This is a genomic window from Oceanospirillum sanctuarii (assembly GCF_002150805.1).
Classification (GTDB): domain Bacteria; phylum Pseudomonadota; class Gammaproteobacteria; order Pseudomonadales; family Halomonadaceae; genus Oceanospirillum; species Oceanospirillum sanctuarii.
This window is the reverse complement of record NZ_MTBA01000003.1, coordinates 336,143-353,194: the sequence shown is the minus strand read 5'-3', so window position 1 is coordinate 353,194 and position 17,052 is coordinate 336,143. Positions and strand designations below refer to the sequence as shown.

Here is a 17,052-nt window from a genome sequence, read left to right as displayed (position 1 = left end):
GACCAATTTGGTTCTGTTGAGGATTTACTGGGGAATGTCTCTGAATATAGCAGGTATAGAGCAACCCGGTGACTGATAACAATAAACAAATCCAAACGCACGGGAATCGATCATGAAAAAAATGATGAAAGCCACTCTGGCAGCAGCTTCCGTATCTGTTGCTATGTCCGGTATCGCTCTGGACGCTCAGGCCGCCGATAAAAAAATTCTTCTGAAAGTGCCAGTGGCATTCGCAACCAGCCTTCCGGGTCTGGGTACTCCAATTCCTAAGGTAGCAGAGCAGGTTGCTCTGGTAACGAATAACTCCGTCCGCATGAAAGTCTACGAGCCAGGCAAGCTGGTTGCGCCTTTCGAAATTCTGGATGCGGTATCCCGCGGTAAGATCAATGCAGGTTACACCACTGCAGGTTACTGGGCGGGTAAAATCCCGGCATCACCGATCTTCTCTGCGATTCCATTCGGCCCTGATGCCGGTGAGTACATGGCATGGATGTACTACGGTAACGGTCTGAAGCTGTATCAGGAAATGTATGATCAGGCGGGCTACAACGTAAAAGTACTGCCTTGTGCGATCAACCCACCTGAGACTTCAGGCTGGTTCGCTAAGCCGATTGAGAAGCCTGAAGATCTCGATGGTCTGCGTATGCGCTTCTTCGGTCTGGGTGCGAAGGTAATGGAGAAGATGGGTGTTTCCACCTCTCTGCTGCCTGGCTCTGAAATCTTCCCGGCTCTGGAAAAAGGCGCGATCGATGCGACCGAATTCTCCACGCCATCGGTTGATACCCGTGTAGGCTTCCACAAAATCGTGAAGTACAACTACTTCCCGGGTTGGCACCAGCAGTCCACCATCTTTGAACTTCTGGTGAACAAAGACGTTTGGGGTCAAATGTCTAAAGGTCAGCAGGCAGCTCTGGATCAGGTATGTAAAGCATCTATGACTGACTCTTTCGCTGAAGGTGAAGCTAAGCAGTTCGCTGTAATGAAAGAGAACATGGAAAAGCACGACGTGAAAATCATGAAGTGGAACGACACTATGCTGAACGCCTTCCAGTCTGCCTGGACCGAGGTTGCTCAGGAAGAAGCATCTAAAGATGTGTTCTTTAAGAAAGTGTGGGATGACCTGAGTGAGTTCCGTGAAGGTTACAAACTGTGGGGTCAGAACGGCTATCTGCCACGTCAGTAATCCTGCCGGGTTTCTGAACGGTTGAGATGCTGGGAGGCGATATGCCTCCCAGCATTCTTTAACCCAATAAGGGGAGGTGTTTAGCCCCCTGCCCTGTGATTGAATTAAAGAAGCCTTGTCTGTCGGTTTTGCCGACCCAAAAGGCCAACCAAATCCGGCCTTCTTTATTGTTAGTGCCATCAATTCCCCCAAAGATGTATTCAGGAGCGTGGCTGTGTCTCACACAACGTCCTCTCCCAAGGTAAATGTGCCGTTTGCTGATTTTCTGGACAAGATTGTCCTGTCAGCGGGCAAAGTTTTCGCTTGGGCCTATGTCGTGCTTATGTCGGTCATTATTGTGCAGGTCGTTCTGCGCTATGGCTTTAATCATGGTCTTGTTGTGCTGGAGGAGCTGCAGTGGCACCTCTATGCAATCGGTGTGATGTTTGGTGTTTCCTATGCACAGGTGACCAACTCCCATATCCGTGTTGACCTTTTTCACATGCGACTCAGTACCCGGGCTCAGCGCCTGTGGGAGATCTTTGGCATCCTGTTTCTGATGTTCCCTTTTATCTACGTCGTTTTTGATGCGAGTCTGCCGTTTGTATATGACTCCTGGCGTATCGGAGAAAGCTCAGCGTCGCCAACGGGGCTTCCTTTCCGTTGGATCATTAAGGCGGTTATTCCGTTGAGTTTTGGTTTGTTATTCCTGGCTGGTCTGTCACGTCTGATTCGTGATGTGGTTGGTCTGGCAAAAGGTGAGTAAGGGGTTCGTCAGATGGAAGTAAATGAGATTCTTGTCATCGCGATGTTCCTTAGCTTCATCGTGTTGCTGTTCACCGGTTTTCCGGTGGCATTTGTTCTGGGTGGCGTAGGTGTTGCGTTCGCCTTTATCGGTTACCTGTCAGATATCTATCTGGATACCTTTACCGGTCTGGATATGCTCACCCTGAGTCTGGTGGTGAACCGAATATATAAGATTATGGATAACTGGGTCATGGTGGCCCTGCCCATGTTTATCTTTATGGGCATCATGCTGGATCGTTCCGGTGTTGCTGAAAAACTGATGAATTCTATTCAGCAGCTGTTTGGCCGTGTCCGTGGTGGTTTGGCGATTACGGTAACCCTGATCGGTATTATTCTGGCGGCGTCCACCGGTATTGTTGGTGCATCCGTTGTGTTGCTGGGTCTGATGTCTCTGCCTGCGATGCTGGAGCAGAAATACTCCAAGCCGCTGGCGCTGGGCACCATCGCTTCTGCCGGTACGCTGGGTATTCTGATTCCGCCATCCATTATGCTGGTGATTATGGCGGATCAGCTGGCACTGTCCGTGGGCGACCTCTTTATGGGCGCAGTAATCCCGGGTCTGATGCTGGGCTTTATGTATGTGGTGTTCATTCTGTCTGTGGGTATTTTCAAGCCTTCAGCGGCGCCGCTGCCGGAAGATGCTAAACCAGTAGAGATGAAAATGATCATCGCGGTATTCAAAAGCATCCTGCCTCCGGTTGCTCTGATTATTGCGGTACTGGGCTCTATCTTCGCCGGTATTGCCACCGCAACAGAAGCTTCCGGTGTTGGTGCACTGGGTGCGACGCTGCTGGCCTGGTACAACAAGAAGCTGAACTTCACTGTATTTAAAGAAGTGGCTCAGGGCACTTACAACACGACGGCTTATATCTTTGCGGTCTTCCTGGGTGCGACCTGTTTCGCCCTGGTACTGCGTGAGCTGGGTGGTGACGAGCTGATTGAGCACTGGCTGACCAGTTTGCCATTTGGCCCGTACGGCATCATTGCCTGTGTACTGGCGATCATCTTCCTGCTGGGCTTCTTCCTGGACTGGATCGAGATCACCCTGATCGCTCTGCCTCTGCTGGCTCCTGTGATCTCTGCGTTGGGTCTGGATGTTGATGGCTATGGTGTTGTGGATAACCCGGAACTGGTCTGGTTCGTGATGCTGGTGGCGATGGCCTTGCAGACATCCTTCCTGACACCGCCGGTTGGCTTCTCTATCTTCTATCTTAAAGGTGTATGCCCGCCGGATGTGAAGCTGTCTGATATCTACAAGGGTGTGGTTCCTTTCATCCTGATTCAGCTGCTGGCACTGGCGATCATTGTTGCCTGGCCTGAGTTGGTACTCTGGCTGCCTGCAATGGCTTACGGCTAAGTTGAGACAAGCGCCTGCATCCGCCCGGATGCAGGTGGCTCAAATCAGGGCCGGTTATCCGGCCCGACAGCTTCGGTCAGTGGCTCAAACCTGACCAGGTGGAAAACCTCAAGGACACAGTGCCGGCTCAGATTACTTCACGGCCTGACTTCTCTGGATGCTTAGAATAAATAGCGCACCCCACAGCGCTGAATAATACGAGTGTATTAGCGATGAGCACGATAAAGCTTTATCCCCCAAAACCTGAGAAGGTTTACTTCTTTGGCACCTGTCTGGTGGATCTTTTCTATCCGGATGCCGGTATGGCCGGTATTCAATTGTTGGAACGCGAAGGGATCGAAGTGATCTTCCCGCAGGATCAGACCTGCTGTGGCCAGCCTGCTTATACCTCGGGTTATCACGATCAGGCCCGAGAAGTGGCTGCGGCTCAGCTGAAACTGTTTCCGGAGGATTATCTGATTGTACTGCCGTCCGGTTCCTGTGCCGGCATGATGCGTGAGCATTATCCGGAGCTGTTTGCTGGTCAGCCGGAAGAAGAACTGGCGAAGAATGTCGCTTCCCGTGTTTATGAACTGACCGAGTTTCTGCTGCACGTTTGCCATATCCAGCTGGAAGATAAAGGTGAGCCGATCAAGGTTGCAATGCATACCTCCTGCAGTGCCCGTCGTGAAATGGGACTGGGTGAAGTCGGTCCTGCTCTGCTGAATAAGATGGCTAATGTTGAGCTGGTAGAGCAGGCGCGCGTCAAAGAATGCTGTGGTTTTGGTGGTGCTTTCTCGGTGCGTCATCCGGAGATTTCCGAGGCGATGGTGACCGATAAAGTGGAAGCGATTGATGCCACAGGAGCTGATGCCATGATAACCAGTGACTGTGGTTGCATGATGAATATCACAGGCGCTGCTGAGCACATGAATAAAGATTTCAACGGCGAGCATATCGCCAGCTTCCTGTGGAGACGCTGCAATGAGTCATAATCAGGTGGTGCAGGAATTCCATCCTCGTGTACACGAGGCGATTACCAACCCTCAGATCCGCGCTAATTTCCGTAAGGCGATGGATGGTCTGATGGATAAACGCCAGCTGGCGTTCCCGTCCGATGATGAGTTGCAGCGTACCCGTGAACTGGCTGCGGCTATTCGCCTGCGTGCGCTGTCTAAGCTGCCGGAATTGCTGGAGAAGCTGGAAGCAAACCTGACCGCCAATGGCGTTAAGGTGCACTGGGCGGAAACTGGCGATGAAGCCTGCAAAATTATTCTCGATATCTGCAACGAGAAAAACGCCAAGAGCGTGATCAAGGGTAAATCCATGGTCAGCGAGGAGATGGAACTGAACCATTACCTTGAAGAACATGGTATCGAGGCTCTGGAGTCGGATCTGGGCGAATACATCGTTCAGCTGGCAGAAGAGACCCCGTCTCATATCATCATGCCGGCGATTCACAAAAACACCGATCAGATCTCTGATCTGATGCACGAGAAGACCGGCACTAACAAATCCCGGGATGTGGAATATCTGACTGCAGAAGCCCGTCAGCAGTTACGTGAGCGCTTTGAAAAAGCCGACGTGGGTGTGTCCGGTGTGAACTTTGCTGTTGCTGAAACCGGCACCCTGTGTCTGGTGGAAAATGAAGGTAACGGCCGCCTGACTACCACGGTGCCGCCGGTGCATATCGCCGTAACCGGTATCGAAAAAGTGGTCGAAAATCTGGAAGACGTTGCTCCTCTGCTGTCACTGTTGACCCGTTCGGCTACCGGCCAGCACATCACCACCTACTTCAATATGATCTCCAGTCCGCGCAAAGAAGGTGAGCTGGATGGGCCGGAAGAAGTGCATCTGGTACTGGTGGATAGCGGTCGCTCCAATATCTATCAGGATGACGAACTACTGGACACTCTGCGCTGTATTCGTTGCGGTGCCTGTATGAACCACTGTCCTGTTTACACCCGCATCGGTGGACATGCTTACGGCTACACCTATCCGGGGCCGATCGGAAAGATTCTGATGCCGCATCTGGCGGGTCTGGATGATGCCAAAGATCTGCCAAGTGCCTCCTCGCTGTGCGGTGCCTGTGGCGAAGTTTGTCCGGTAAAAATTCCGATCCCTAAGCTGCTGGTTCGTCTGCGTGAAGAATCTGTCGCTGGTGATCACAATCACGACAACTCCGTGGTGAAAGGCCGTGGTGCCAAGCGTAAAGGCATGGAACCTCTGATCTGGAAAGGTTGGGCGAAGATGCACAAACACGGCGGCCTTTACCGTACAGGAACCGGCCTTGCGACGGTTTTCCGTGGTCTCGTACCGAGCAACCTCGGAGCCTGGACGAATTGCCGTACGGCACCGAAGCTGGCGAAAACCACCCTGCATCAGCAGATGAAAGCCCGTAGCCAAAACAACGCAGCTAGCCAGAAAAAAGACGGAGGAGATCAGTGATGAGCGCCCGTGATGCCATTTTAAATCGTCTGCGTCATCGTCGTGATGGTGCTTTGACCGCTCCTGTCAGTGATTTTGCTGTCGTGACAGAAAAGCAGTGGAATGAGACTGAAAAGCTGGATCTCTTCCAACAGAAGATCGAATCCGTGCATGCGGAAGTCCATCGGGTCAGCAAAGAAAACTGGCTGGAAAAGCTGAAAGAGCTGCTGGCAGAAAAGCAGGTTAAAAACCTGCTGACACCTATGCAGGCTCAGGTGGGCGTGGATACCCGTGCAGCCCTTAAAGAGGATGACGTTGAACTGTTGGCCTACGATCAGCCGATTGAAGGCTGGAAAGCCGAGCTGTTCTCCAATGTCGATGCATCTATCACAGATGTGCGCTCTGCTATCGCTGAAACCGGTTCGTTGGTGCTCTGGCCGGATCTGGATCAGCCCCGACTGATGACGCTGGTGCCGCCGATTCACTTTGCCGTGGTCGATGCGGATCAGCTGAAAAACACCTTCCATGAAGTGATTGTGTCGGAAGGTTGGGTTTCCGAAGGCATGCCGACTAATGCGTTGCTGATCTCCGGCCCATCCAAAACCGCAGACATCGAGCAGACATTGGCCTACGGCGTACACGGCCCGAAAGAGCTGGTGGTGCTGGTACGTCAGTAAGCGCTGATCAGTCGTAAACCTGAACAAACTCACCGGCTGTCCCCAGGACGCCGGTGAGGGACAAAGACACAAAATCCGAAAAAAGAGCCGCGACCGGAGTGCAGGCAAAGATCTGAGCTCCGGCCTGAGAAGAGTGGCCGCACAACGGAGCACTGACAGATGTGAAGAGATCTGCAGTTGCCACCGTGAATTTTGATGCAGGGTATCACCAGAATGAAGCAAGCCTATCAAGAGCTGTATAACGAACTGAGCGGGTTTATCAGCAAAGAGCGCCTGATCCATGACGAATTACGCACACTGGCTTATGGCACTGATGCCAGCTTTTACCGGTTGATTCCTCAGCTGGTCGTGCGGGTCGATAACGAAGCCGAAGTGATAGCGGTTCTGAAAGCCACTGCGGCCCGCCAACTGCCGGTGACCTTCCGCGCAGCCGGTACCAGCTTATCCGGTCAGGCAGTGACAGACTCGGTTCTGATTCAGTTGAGCAGCAACTGGCGCGGCTATCGTATTCACGAACACGGCCATTCTGTTTCCCTGCAGCCCGGTGTGATTGGCGGCAAAGCCAACCAGCTGCTGGCGCCTTACCAGCGTAAGATCGGTCCTGATCCGGCTTCAATCAATGCTGCCATGATAGGTGGTATCGCCGCTAACAACGCCAGTGGCATGTGCTGTGGAACGGCACAGAATAGCTACAACACCGTCGAGAATATGCGCGTCATTATGGCGGACGGCACCCTGCTGGATACGGCGGATGCCGACAGTCGCAAAGCCTTCGAGCAAAGCCACGGCGAACTGCTGGCAGAGCTGAAAGCGCTGGGCGAGAAAACCCGCGATAACCAGCAGTTGGCAGATCTGATCCGTCACAAATACCGTCTGAAAAATACCACAGGCTACAGCCTGAACTCTCTGGTGGACTACTCTGATCCCTTCGAAATTCTGAAGCATCTGATGATCGGCTCGGAAGGCACCCTAGGCTTTATCAGTGAAGTGACCTACCGTACGGTGATCGAGCATCCGCTGAAAGCTGCAGCCCTGATCTTCTTCCCGGATATGGAGTCCACCTGTCGCGCTGTTACCGCCATGAAACCAACCCCTGTGGCGGCGGTTGAGCTGATCGACCGTGCAGGCCTGCGGGCAGTGGAAGATCAGGCCGGTATGCCTGAGATTCTTAAAACCCTGGGTGACGACGCTGCAGCCTTGCTGGTGGATGTGCGCGGGAGTGAGCGTGACGAGCTGGATCAGAAGCTGGCGCAAGTCACCGCTGCCATCGCTGATATTGAAACCGTCGCCCCGATCGAATTTACCGAAGATGCGGCAACGTATGCCCTGTACTGGAAGATCCGTAAGGGGCTCTTCCCGGCAGTTGGTGCGATTCGTATGACGGGCACCACGGTGATTATTGAAGACGTGGCCTTCCCGATTGAACAGCTGGCAGAAGGTGTTCTGGAGCTGCAGCAGGTATTCCGCAAGTACGGCTACGATGAAGCTTTGCTGTTTGGTCATGCGCTGGAGGGCAACCTGCACTTTGTGTTCACCCAGGGCTTTGATGACCCGAAAGAGGTTGAGCGTTACCAGCAGCTGATGGATGAAGTGGCTGATCTGGTGGCGGTGAAATATAAAGGCTCTCTGAAGGCCGAGCACGGCACCGGCCGAAATATGGCTCCTTACGTGGAGCTGGAGTGGGGTAAAGACGCTTACGAGCTGATGTGGCAGCTGAAGGCGCTGTTTGACCCTGAGCATCTGCTGAACCCGGATGTGATTCTGACCCGTAATCCGAATCTGCATCTTGAAAATCTGAAGCCACTGCCGCCAGCGGATTCTCTGATCGACAAATGTATTGAATGTGGCTTCTGCGAGTCCTCCTGTCCGTCACGTAATCTGAGCCTGACACCCCGTCAGCGTATCGTGATCTGGAGAGAAATTAATCGCCTGGAAGATGCCGCTGATCAGGGCAATAACGGTCAGCAGGAAGCAGACCGTCTGAAAGAGTTAGTAAGTGAGTACGACTACCAGGGCATAGATACCTGCGCGGGTTGCGGCCTGTGTGAGATGAATTGTCCGGTTAGTATCAACACCGGTGACCTGACCCGAAGCCTGCGCCATGAGCGTAACAAAGGCTACGCCGGAACCGCGAAATGGATCGCGGGTCACTTTGAAACGGTTGCCAACACCTCCCGCGCCATGCTAAAGATTGCAGACGGAATGCATACTTTGGTCGGTAGTAAGAAAATGTCGGCCATCACTTCTGCGGCACGGAAAGTGTCCGGAAATCGTGTGCAGCAGTGGACTCCGTCCATGCCTAAGGCTTCGCCTAAGATAGACGACATCTTAAAGCGTATGCCGTTGAATCAACCGGAAAAACGTCTGCAGGGGGACGTGGCCGCAGCATCGCAAACGATGACCAGCGACCAGACGGATGATAACCGGGTAGTTTATCTGCCCAGTTGTGCAACCCGCATTATGGGGGCGGCACGCAACCAGGGTGAGGACAGATCCACGCCGGAAGTCGCCATGAGCCTGTTAAACAAAGCAGGTTTTGAGGTGGTCTTTCCGGATCACTTAGGTGATCAGTGCTGCGGTATGCCATTTCAGAGTAAAGGTCAGTTTGAAGCTGCAAACGCCAAAGCGGAACAGCTGAATAAAGCCTTACTGGCCGCAACCGAAAATGGGCGATATCCGGTGTTTTGCGACACCAGTCCCTGCCTGATGCAAATGCGTGAAAAACTGGATAGCCGTCTGCGCTTGTACGAACAGGTCGAATTTATTCACGACTTCGTTCTGCCCCGCCTGACGATAACTGTAAAGAAAGATCGTATTGCGCTGCACATTACCTGCAGCACTACCAAAATGGGACTGGCTGACAAATTTAAAGCACTGGCTATGGCCTGTGCGGATGAGGTTGTTATTCCGCCGGATATTACCTGTTGCGGCTTTGCCGGAGATAAAGGTTTCTCACAACCCGAGCTGAATGCATCTGCGCTGAAAGATCTGCCGGATGTGGTTGCAGGCTGTGATGAAGGCTACTCCAACAGCAGAACCTGTGAAATCGGTCTGAGTGAACATAGTGGCATCCCTTATCAGTCTATTATCTATTTAGTAGATCGCTTAAGTGCCAGTAACGGCTGATCCAACAGACTCTGATTGCTGCTCTGAAATGTGTGTCTACGGAAAGATCACGGCTCGGTTTCCGGTGTTGTCCTGAGGTTCGCCTCAGTCTGATGCCGGGAACCTCTTATAAAAACAAAAAGTATTTACCTCTGCAGAGGTTTAAAAAGGAGCCCTGACAATGAGTCTCAATCTCTCATTACGTCAAAAGCTTATCGCCGTAGTCCTGGTTGTTGTTATGGGCATCAGTGCGATGGGTATCTATTCCATTATCAGTCTGAGCATTCTGACCGGCGCCTCTGAGCATGTGGTGCGTCTGGGGCATGTTGCGCAGCTGGTAACCAATCTTGAAGTTCAGCTACTCCAGTTTGCCAAGTTGCGGGAAACCGCCAACGAGGAAACCATCGGTGAGATCGATTCAGCCCTTGGTGACCTGAAAAGCAACGCAGTCAATCAACTCAACACCGCCGTAGGTATTGTCGAAGACAGTCGGGCGACAACACAGCTATCGAATGCATCCTCTCAGCTGGGACCTTATCTGGAGTCTCTTGAGAAGTGGGTCGAGATTCGAAAAAGCTACGGCTTATCTGCCAAGAGCGGTGAGCTGGGGCAGCTGGAAGAAACGTCGGCTGCTCTGATGAGCGAGATCGAGGTGTTTGGTTCCTTTGCGGCCCGTCTGCGTGAAATTCGTGCCAAGGAAAAAGATTTCCTGATCTATCCGTCTGAGGAGCAGCAGAAGGTGGTTCAGGCCTCTGTGGATCAGTTGCGTACCGATATCCGCGCCATGGCTTTTGACGACATCTTCTTCCCGTTTGTGGATAAGTACGAAGCCTCTCTGCATAAGGTGATGGCGATGCGTACTGAGCTGGCAACGCTGGACAGTCAGCTGGCGAACTACCGACAGCAGATCTCTGATCAGATGCAACAGAGCCGTCTCTACCTTGAAGAAAACCTGCTGGTTAAAGCTCAGCAGCATGCTAAGGATGCCGCAGGTACAGCGCGCTGGTCGATCATTCTGGGTAGTGTACTGCTGGCGCTTGTGATTGGAGCCATTGTCGCATCGGTAGCCGTGTCCATTACCCGCAATGTGAAACAGACCCTCGAGGTACTGAGCGAAATTGCAAAAGGCGATCTGACTCACAAACTGGCGGAGAAAGGCAGCGAGCAGGATGAGTTTCGTCAGCTGGCAGTAGCGACCAATACCATGAGTCGAGGGCTGAACGAGGTGATCAGTCATCTGGTGCAAAGTAATACCGAGCTGAAACAGACCGCCGATGGTATGGATGCTTCGGTACAACAGATTGTTGATGGCAGTAGTTCTATCTCTTCCCGAAGCAGCTCTCTGGTAGCCGCAACCGAAGAGATCAGCGCGACGACGGATCAGGTTGCGGATACCACCCAGCATGTGAGTGATTCCGCCAATGCCGCCTTTGAAACAGCCCATCAGGGAGCACAGGTGATCGGTCAGGCGATTCAGGCGCTGGCGGATGTTGCTGAAGTGGTTGACGAGGCCAGTAGCTCAGTGGAAACGCTTGGCGCGCGTTCGAAAGAGATTGATGTGGTCATCGACCTGATTGTGGGTGTTGCCGAGCAAACCAACCTGCTGGCGCTGAATGCCGCCATTGAAGCTGCCCGTGCCGGTGAAGCCGGTCGTGGCTTTGCTGTGGTGGCCGATGAAGTCCGTACACTGGCGGAGCAAACCGTAAAAGCGACAACAGATATCACTGAGAAGGTTGAAGCGATTCAGCAGGAAACACAGGCGGTGATCAATGCGATGCAGCAGAGCCGAAGCCGTGTTGAGCAGGGGCGTGCCCTTGGTGATCAGGCAGTAGAAGCGGTACGTGCCATTGAGCAGCAAACCCGTGATGCTGCCGATCAGACACAGGAAATTATGAATGCCGTGCGCGAAGTGGCTCAGACCACCAGCCAGATGGCTCAGGATATGGATCATATCGCCCACGAAATCGGACAGAACCATGAAGCAACTGGCCAGATCGTTTCTGCCAGCCGTGCCGTGCATGAACGTGCGGCACAGCTGGAAGCGCTCAGCGCCCGCTTCAGAACGCTCTAGCTAAGCGCTCTGACGACAGAGCGGACTGGCATGAGACTCATAGGGCAGCGTCAGGCTGCCCGATACCAAAAAAGGAAAGGACCTTATGCTTCCGGAAATTAAGACCATCGTGTACGCCACAACTCTGGGAAAAAACACCCGTCCGGTGTTTCGCCATGCGGTGAATCTGGCCCGAACCTACAAGGCCCGTATCGTGATGGTACATGCTCTTGAGCCGGTGAGTGAGTTTGGTCATGCGATCATCGAGCACTATCTGCCCAAAGAAGCGCTGGAAGAGATCCATGATCAGGGTATGACCCGCATCCGTGACACCATGCAGGCGCGTGTGGCTAAGTTCCGAGATGAGGAGCTGGATGGTCTTCCGGATGCAGATGCATTGGATGTTCAGATTCTGGTTGAAGAGGCGAATCCTGCAGAACTGGTGCTGCGTGTGGCGAAGTCGGAGCAGGCTGATCTGATTGTGATCGGCTCCCACAGTCACCACGGTTTGTTCGGACAAAAGCTGCTGGGCGACACCGCTCAACAGATCGGAATGCACACCAAGGTTCCGGTGCTTATGGTGCCTAACGATCAGTAATTCTGTTTAATCTGTGCCGTTAGCTCACCCAAAAGGGTAGGTTAGCGCGCATCAGGTCAGCCGGATGCGCCGCCATGACTGGCGGTAAGTCCGGCTTTCTTTTATGTTCAAAACCTTTCTGTTTACTCTGATTCCTGTCATCGCCAAGGAGAGTTGCGTGCTGGTCGAGAAATTACTGCTGACGGTGTTCCCGTTATTTCTGGTAGTGGCTATCGGTGCTTTTTACGGCCGCTGGAAACCCACGGATATCTCCACCGCTAACCGCATGAATATGGATGTGTTTGTTCCTGCGCTGGTGTTCTCGGTGCTGGCAGACAAGTCCTTCGATATGGTGGCGTATCAGGATCTGGCTTTAGCCTCTGCGCTGGTCGTGCTCGGCTCCGGAGTTGTGCTTTTGCCGCTGGTAAAGCTTCTGGGCTGGAATCTGAAAACCTTTATCCCGCCGATGATGTTCAACAACACCGGCAATATGGGGATTCCCCTGATTGTTCTCGCCTTTGGCGAAGCCGCCCTGCCCGCGGCGGTGATGGTATTCATCGTTGAGATGCTGCTGCACTTCAGTATCGGGCTTTATATTCTCGACCATAGAACCAAGCTGACAGCCATGCTGAAAATGCCTGTGGTTCAGGCCACCATTCTGGGCTTTATCTTCAGCTTTATGGGCTGGTCGCTGCCGGAAGCCGTTGCTATCCCTATGGATATGCTGGGACAGATCTCCATCCCTCTGATGCTGTTCACGCTGGGTGTACGCTTGCTGTCGGTAGATCTGTCGGACTGGAAGATGGGCATCACAGGGGCGATTCTCTGCCCGCTGTCGGGACTTCTCATGGCTTGGCTCGCTACCTTCATCTGGACGTTTGATCCACAGCAGCTGGCGATTCTGATCGTTTTCAGCGCCCTGCCACCCGCCGTGCTCAACTATATGATTGCCGAGCAGTTCAATCAGGAGCCAGCGCGGGTCGCTTCAATCGTACTACTGGGTAACTTCGCCAGTGTGATCACCCTGCCGCTGGTGCTGGCCTGGGTGTTGTAGTTATTCCTTCTGCCTGCAGTTCTGCAGGCACAAAAAAACCCGCTCCGACGTTTAGTGAAACACTAAGTGTCGTGCGGGTTTTTTTATACAGCTAAAAGCTATTCAGCGATGCTGATTAACCTTCGAAACGCTGCATGATCAGGGTGGCGTTGGTGCCGCCGAAGCCGAAGCTGTTGGACATAACGCGGTTCAGAGTTACGCCTTCGCGCAGCTCAGTCACGATATCCAGACCCTGTGCCTGTTCGTCCAGCTCTTCTACGTTAGCAGATGCAGTGATGAAGTTGTGCTCCATCATCAGCAGGCTATAGATCGCTTCCTGAACACCGGTTGCACCCAGAGAGTGACCGGTCAGAGACTTGGTAGAGCTCATGGCAGGGCTGTTGTCGCCAAATACGGCTTTAACTGCTTTCAGTTCTGCTACGTCACCTACCGGAGTAGAGGTGCCGTGGGTGTTGATGTAATCAACACTGCCTTCGATAGTAGACAGAGCCTGTTCCATACAACGTTGTGCACCTTCACCGGAAGGAGCCACCATGTCGTAGCCGTCAGAGGTTGCGCCGTAGCCAACAACTTCTGCGTAGATCTTAGCGCCACGAGCTTTAGCGTGTTCCAGCTCTTCCAGAACCAGCATACCGCCGCCACCTGCGATAACGAAACCATCACGGTTCGCATCGTAAGCACGGGAAGCCTTATCAGGAGTCTCGTTGTACTTGGTAGACAGAGCACCCATAGCGTCAAACAGACAGCTCAGAGTCCAATGCTCTTCTTCACCACCACCGGCGAAAACAACATCCTGCTTACCCAGCTGGATCTGTTCTACCGCAGCACCAATACAGTGAGCACTGGTCGCACAAGCGGAGGAGATAGAGTAGTTCACGCCCTTGATCTTGAATGGCGTTGCCAGACAAGCGGATACAGTACTACCCATGGTACGTGTAACACGGTAAGGACCAACGCGGCGCAGGCCTTTGTCACGCATAATATCTGCAGCTTCTACCTGATCAGCAGAAGATGCACCACCGGATCCTGCAATCAGACCGGTACGCACGTTGGAAACCTGATCTTCGCTCAGGCCGGAATCCGCAATCGCCTGTTGCATAGACAGGTAAGCGTAACCTGCGGCATCACCCATAAAGCGTTTCAGCTTACGGTCGATTACTTCGTCAAGATTGATATCCACAGAGCCGGAAACATGGCTGCGGAAACCGCGGTCGCGGTATTCTTCATTGAATTTGATACCAGAGCGACCCTGACGCAGGGACTCAAGCACGGAGGCAACGTCATTACCCAGGCAGGAAACGATGCCCATTCCGGTTACAACTACACGTCTCATGGTTAGCCCTCTGTATTAGAAGTTATCCGTCGATGTAAACAGACCCACACGCAGATCTTTTGCGGTGTAGATCTCGCGACCATCAACCGATACTGAGCCATCAGCAATACCCAGGCACAGCTTACGGGAGATCACACGCTTCATGGTGATCTTGTAGGTCACTTTCTTAGCCGTTGGCAGAATCTGGCCAGTGAACTTCACTTCACCGCTACCCAGAGCACGACCTTTACCCGGGTTACCTACCCAGCCAAGGAAGAAGCCAACCAGCTGCCACATCGCATCCAGACCCAGACAGCCAGGCATTACCGGATCACCCGGGAAGTGGCAGTCGAAGAACCATAGATCAGGAGTGATATCCAGTTCAGCGATGATTTCGCCTTTGCCGTGTTCGCCGCCATCGTCAGTGATACTTACGATACGGTCCAGCATGAGCATGTTTGGAGCAGGCAGCTGAGCATTGCCTGGACCAAAAAGCTCCCCTTGGCTGCATTGCAGCAACTCTTCACGGTTATAAGAATTTTGCTTGGTCACAGAAAAAATCCAGTGGTTGTTATTCGATTTCTGTCAGAAATAGTCGCGCATAGTCTAAATCGTGTGGGGGTATATTGCACGTTTACCCCGTCAATAAATAGCGCTGCCAGCGGGTAAACGATGATCTGAGTACGAAAAATTGAGCATTAAAACCATAGGATAGGCTCCTCAGAGCGTAATTTTGCTATACTTTCGCGATTTTTTACGTAAGGCGTCAGCCGCGAAAACAGCGTTTTTTCACACGGATTGAGAAGGGTCGGGCGATTTCTGTTGTTATGGCAGATACTTAACGAGTGGTGCAGAGACTCTTTGTATTGATAATTTTCATCATTGGCGGTTATTTCGTCCGATGATTTTCATGAGCAAGAGCGATATCAGGCCAGCCCGTTCGCCACAGGCCTAAGCGTTTGCACAGGGTGCAGTAATGAAGAAGAACCTACCGGTTACACAAAATGAGCGTCGGCTGCAGGACAAAGGCCGTCTGGTTTCGACCACGGATCTGAAAGGGATCACTACCTTTGCCAATGACGCCTTTTGCGAAATCAGCGGCTTTAGCCGTGAAGACCTGATCGGCAAGAACCATAATGTAGTGCGTCACCCGGATATGCCGCCTATTGCGTTTGCTGATCTTTGGGCGCGTATTAAAAAGGGTGAGTCCTGGATCGGTGTGGTGAAAAACCGTGCGATCAACGGTGACTACTACTGGGTCGATGCTTATGTTTCGCCAATTTATGACGGCGACAAGATGGTGGGTTACCAGTCGGTGCGGGCAAAACCGGAAGACGAGGTGGTTGATCGCGCGGAGAGCATCTATCAGGGAATCAACGCCGGTAAACAGGGCGGCCCGAAAAAACGCTTCAGTGCCTTTGGTCGCGCTCTGAGCCTGACGCTGCTGATGACTCTGCTGTCCCTGATTTTTGTTTTCTTTATTGATGACCGTAATCTGCTGGCCTTCCTGATAGGTACTTTGGGTTTCTTCGCCCTGGCCGGCCAGAATATTCTGCTTCAGCCACTGAAAAAGCTGTTCTGCAAATCCCTCACGGTAATCGATAACCCGGTTTCCCAGCAGGTCTATACCGGTCGTATGGATGAGTTTGGTGCCATCGAGTTAGCAATGCGTATGCAGGAAGCCCAGATGCGTACCTTTACCGGCCGCATTGATGAGGCGACTCAGGAGTTGTCTCAGGTAGCGCAAAGCGCTGAGACTCAGGTTGAGCAATCCCATCAGTCGATGGCACAGCAGGAAAGTGAACTGGACAGTCTGGTATCCACTGCCCATCAGGTGAGTGCGGGTTTCCATGAGGTTGAAACCGATATTCAGGAGATCAACCAGCTGATGCGTTCCGTGGAAGCACAGGCCGAATCCGGTCGTGCCGTGGTTCGTACCGGCGTGGCGGATGTAGAAGAAGTTAAAGTTGCCGTTGAGCAGGCTTCCGAAGCGATTCAGGTGCTGCAGACCGAATCCAACGAAGTAGCCAAAACCGTTCAGGTGATCACCGAGATCGCAGATCAGACCAACCTGCTGGCGCTGAATGCGGCGATTGAAGCGGCCCGTGCCGGTGAGCAGGGACGTGGTTTTGCGGTGGTTGCGGATGAGGTGCGTCAGCTGGCATCCAAAACTCAGGAAGCCACGGTGCAGATTGTCGAGCGTATCGACCGCATCCGTAAGCTGGTGGGTGACTCGGTAGAGCGTATGCAGACCAGTCAGCAACAGGCCAGCGATAGTGCTGCCCGTATTGTTTCTGCCGGTGAAACTCTGCAGGAGGTTGTTGCAGCGGTGCTGGAAGTCACCTCCCGCAGCGAGCGTATCACCAATCAGGTAGCGGAGCAGGCGGCGGCCAGTGACGAGATGGATCGCAGCATTAATCAGCTGCGGGATCTGGCTCATGCCAATCAACAGGCTGCACAGCAGTCCGGTGCGTCAAACCGTCAACTGGCTCAGGAAGTGGCGGAGCTGCAGTCACTGTTGCGGACTCTGCGCTAACGCATTTCC

General features: G+C 53.0%; 13 protein-coding genes. 11 read left to right on the top strand and 2 right to left on the bottom strand.

The window, feature by feature from the left end; all coding sequences use genetic code 11:
* The first annotated feature begins 112 nt into the window (after positions 1-112).
* The 10 genes from BV405_RS05360 to BV405_RS05320 all read left to right on the top strand — a co-directional run bounded on the left by BV405_RS05360 (position 113) and on the right by BV405_RS05320 (position 13,195).
* On the top strand, positions 113-1,183 hold the full coding sequence (locus BV405_RS05360) for a TRAP transporter substrate-binding protein (protein WP_217895575.1): 1,071 nt from the start codon (positions 113-115) through the stop codon (positions 1,181-1,183).
* Between the two features lie 214 nt (positions 1,184-1,397).
* Positions 1,398-1,928, top strand: a complete 531-nt coding sequence (locus BV405_RS17765; RefSeq protein WP_245832240.1) for a TRAP transporter small permease subunit — start codon at positions 1,398-1,400, stop codon at positions 1,926-1,928.
* Positions 1,929-1,940: 12 nt separating this feature from the next.
* Positions 1,941-3,326, top strand: a complete 1,386-nt coding sequence (locus BV405_RS05355) for a TRAP transporter large permease (protein WP_217895574.1) — start codon at positions 1,941-1,943, stop codon at positions 3,324-3,326.
* A gap of 212 nt (positions 3,327-3,538) precedes the next feature.
* A complete protein-coding gene (locus tag BV405_RS05350) occupies positions 3,539-4,300 on the top strand; it encodes a (Fe-S)-binding protein (RefSeq protein WP_086479834.1) in 762 nt (253 codons plus the stop codon).
* Positions 4,290-5,753 carry a LutB/LldF family L-lactate oxidation iron-sulfur protein gene (locus BV405_RS05345; protein WP_086479833.1) on the top strand — a complete coding sequence of 488 codons (1,464 nt, stop codon included), beginning with the start codon at positions 4,290-4,292 and terminating at the stop codon, positions 5,751-5,753. Before BV405_RS05350 ends, BV405_RS05345 begins: the two co-directional genes overlap by 11 nt.
* A complete protein-coding gene (locus tag BV405_RS05340; RefSeq protein ID WP_086479832.1) occupies positions 5,753-6,409 on the top strand; it encodes a LutC/YkgG family protein in 657 nt (218 codons plus the stop codon). Before BV405_RS05345 ends, BV405_RS05340 begins: the two co-directional genes overlap by 1 nt.
* Before the next feature lie 213 nt (positions 6,410-6,622).
* Positions 6,623-9,535 (top strand): FAD-binding and (Fe-S)-binding domain-containing protein, encoded by a 2,913-nt coding sequence (locus tag BV405_RS05335; RefSeq protein WP_086480146.1) that lies wholly within the window; start codon positions 6,623-6,625, stop codon positions 9,533-9,535.
* A gap of 160 nt (positions 9,536-9,695) precedes the next feature.
* A complete protein-coding gene (locus tag BV405_RS05330; RefSeq protein WP_086479831.1) occupies positions 9,696-11,585 on the top strand; it encodes a methyl-accepting chemotaxis protein in 1,890 nt (629 codons plus the stop codon).
* An 85-nt stretch (positions 11,586-11,670) separates the two neighbouring features.
* Complete coding sequence (locus BV405_RS05325) at positions 11,671-12,162, top strand: universal stress protein (RefSeq protein ID WP_086479830.1); 492 nt, start codon at positions 11,671-11,673, stop codon at positions 12,160-12,162.
* Positions 12,163-12,265: 103 nt separating this feature from the next.
* Positions 12,266-13,195 (top strand): AEC family transporter, encoded by a 930-nt coding sequence (locus BV405_RS05320; protein ID WP_086479829.1) that lies wholly within the window; start codon positions 12,266-12,268, stop codon positions 13,193-13,195.
* Between the two features lie 115 nt (positions 13,196-13,310).
* On the opposite strand, the gene fabB is transcribed toward BV405_RS05320, so the two are convergent.
* Complete coding sequence (fabB, locus tag BV405_RS05315) at positions 13,311-14,528, bottom strand: beta-ketoacyl-ACP synthase I (RefSeq protein WP_086479828.1); 1,218 nt, start codon at positions 14,526-14,528, stop codon at positions 13,311-13,313.
* 15 nt (positions 14,529-14,543) lie between these two features.
* Positions 14,544-15,059, bottom strand: a complete 516-nt coding sequence (gene fabA, locus BV405_RS05310; protein ID WP_086479827.1) for a 3-hydroxyacyl-[acyl-carrier-protein] dehydratase FabA — start codon at positions 15,057-15,059, stop codon at positions 14,544-14,546.
* Between the two features lie 424 nt (positions 15,060-15,483).
* On the opposite strand from fabA, the gene BV405_RS05305 reads away from it, so the two are divergent.
* Complete coding sequence (locus BV405_RS05305) at positions 15,484-17,043, top strand: methyl-accepting chemotaxis protein (protein ID WP_086479826.1); 1,560 nt, start codon at positions 15,484-15,486, stop codon at positions 17,041-17,043.
* Positions 17,044-17,052 lie beyond the last annotated feature (9 nt).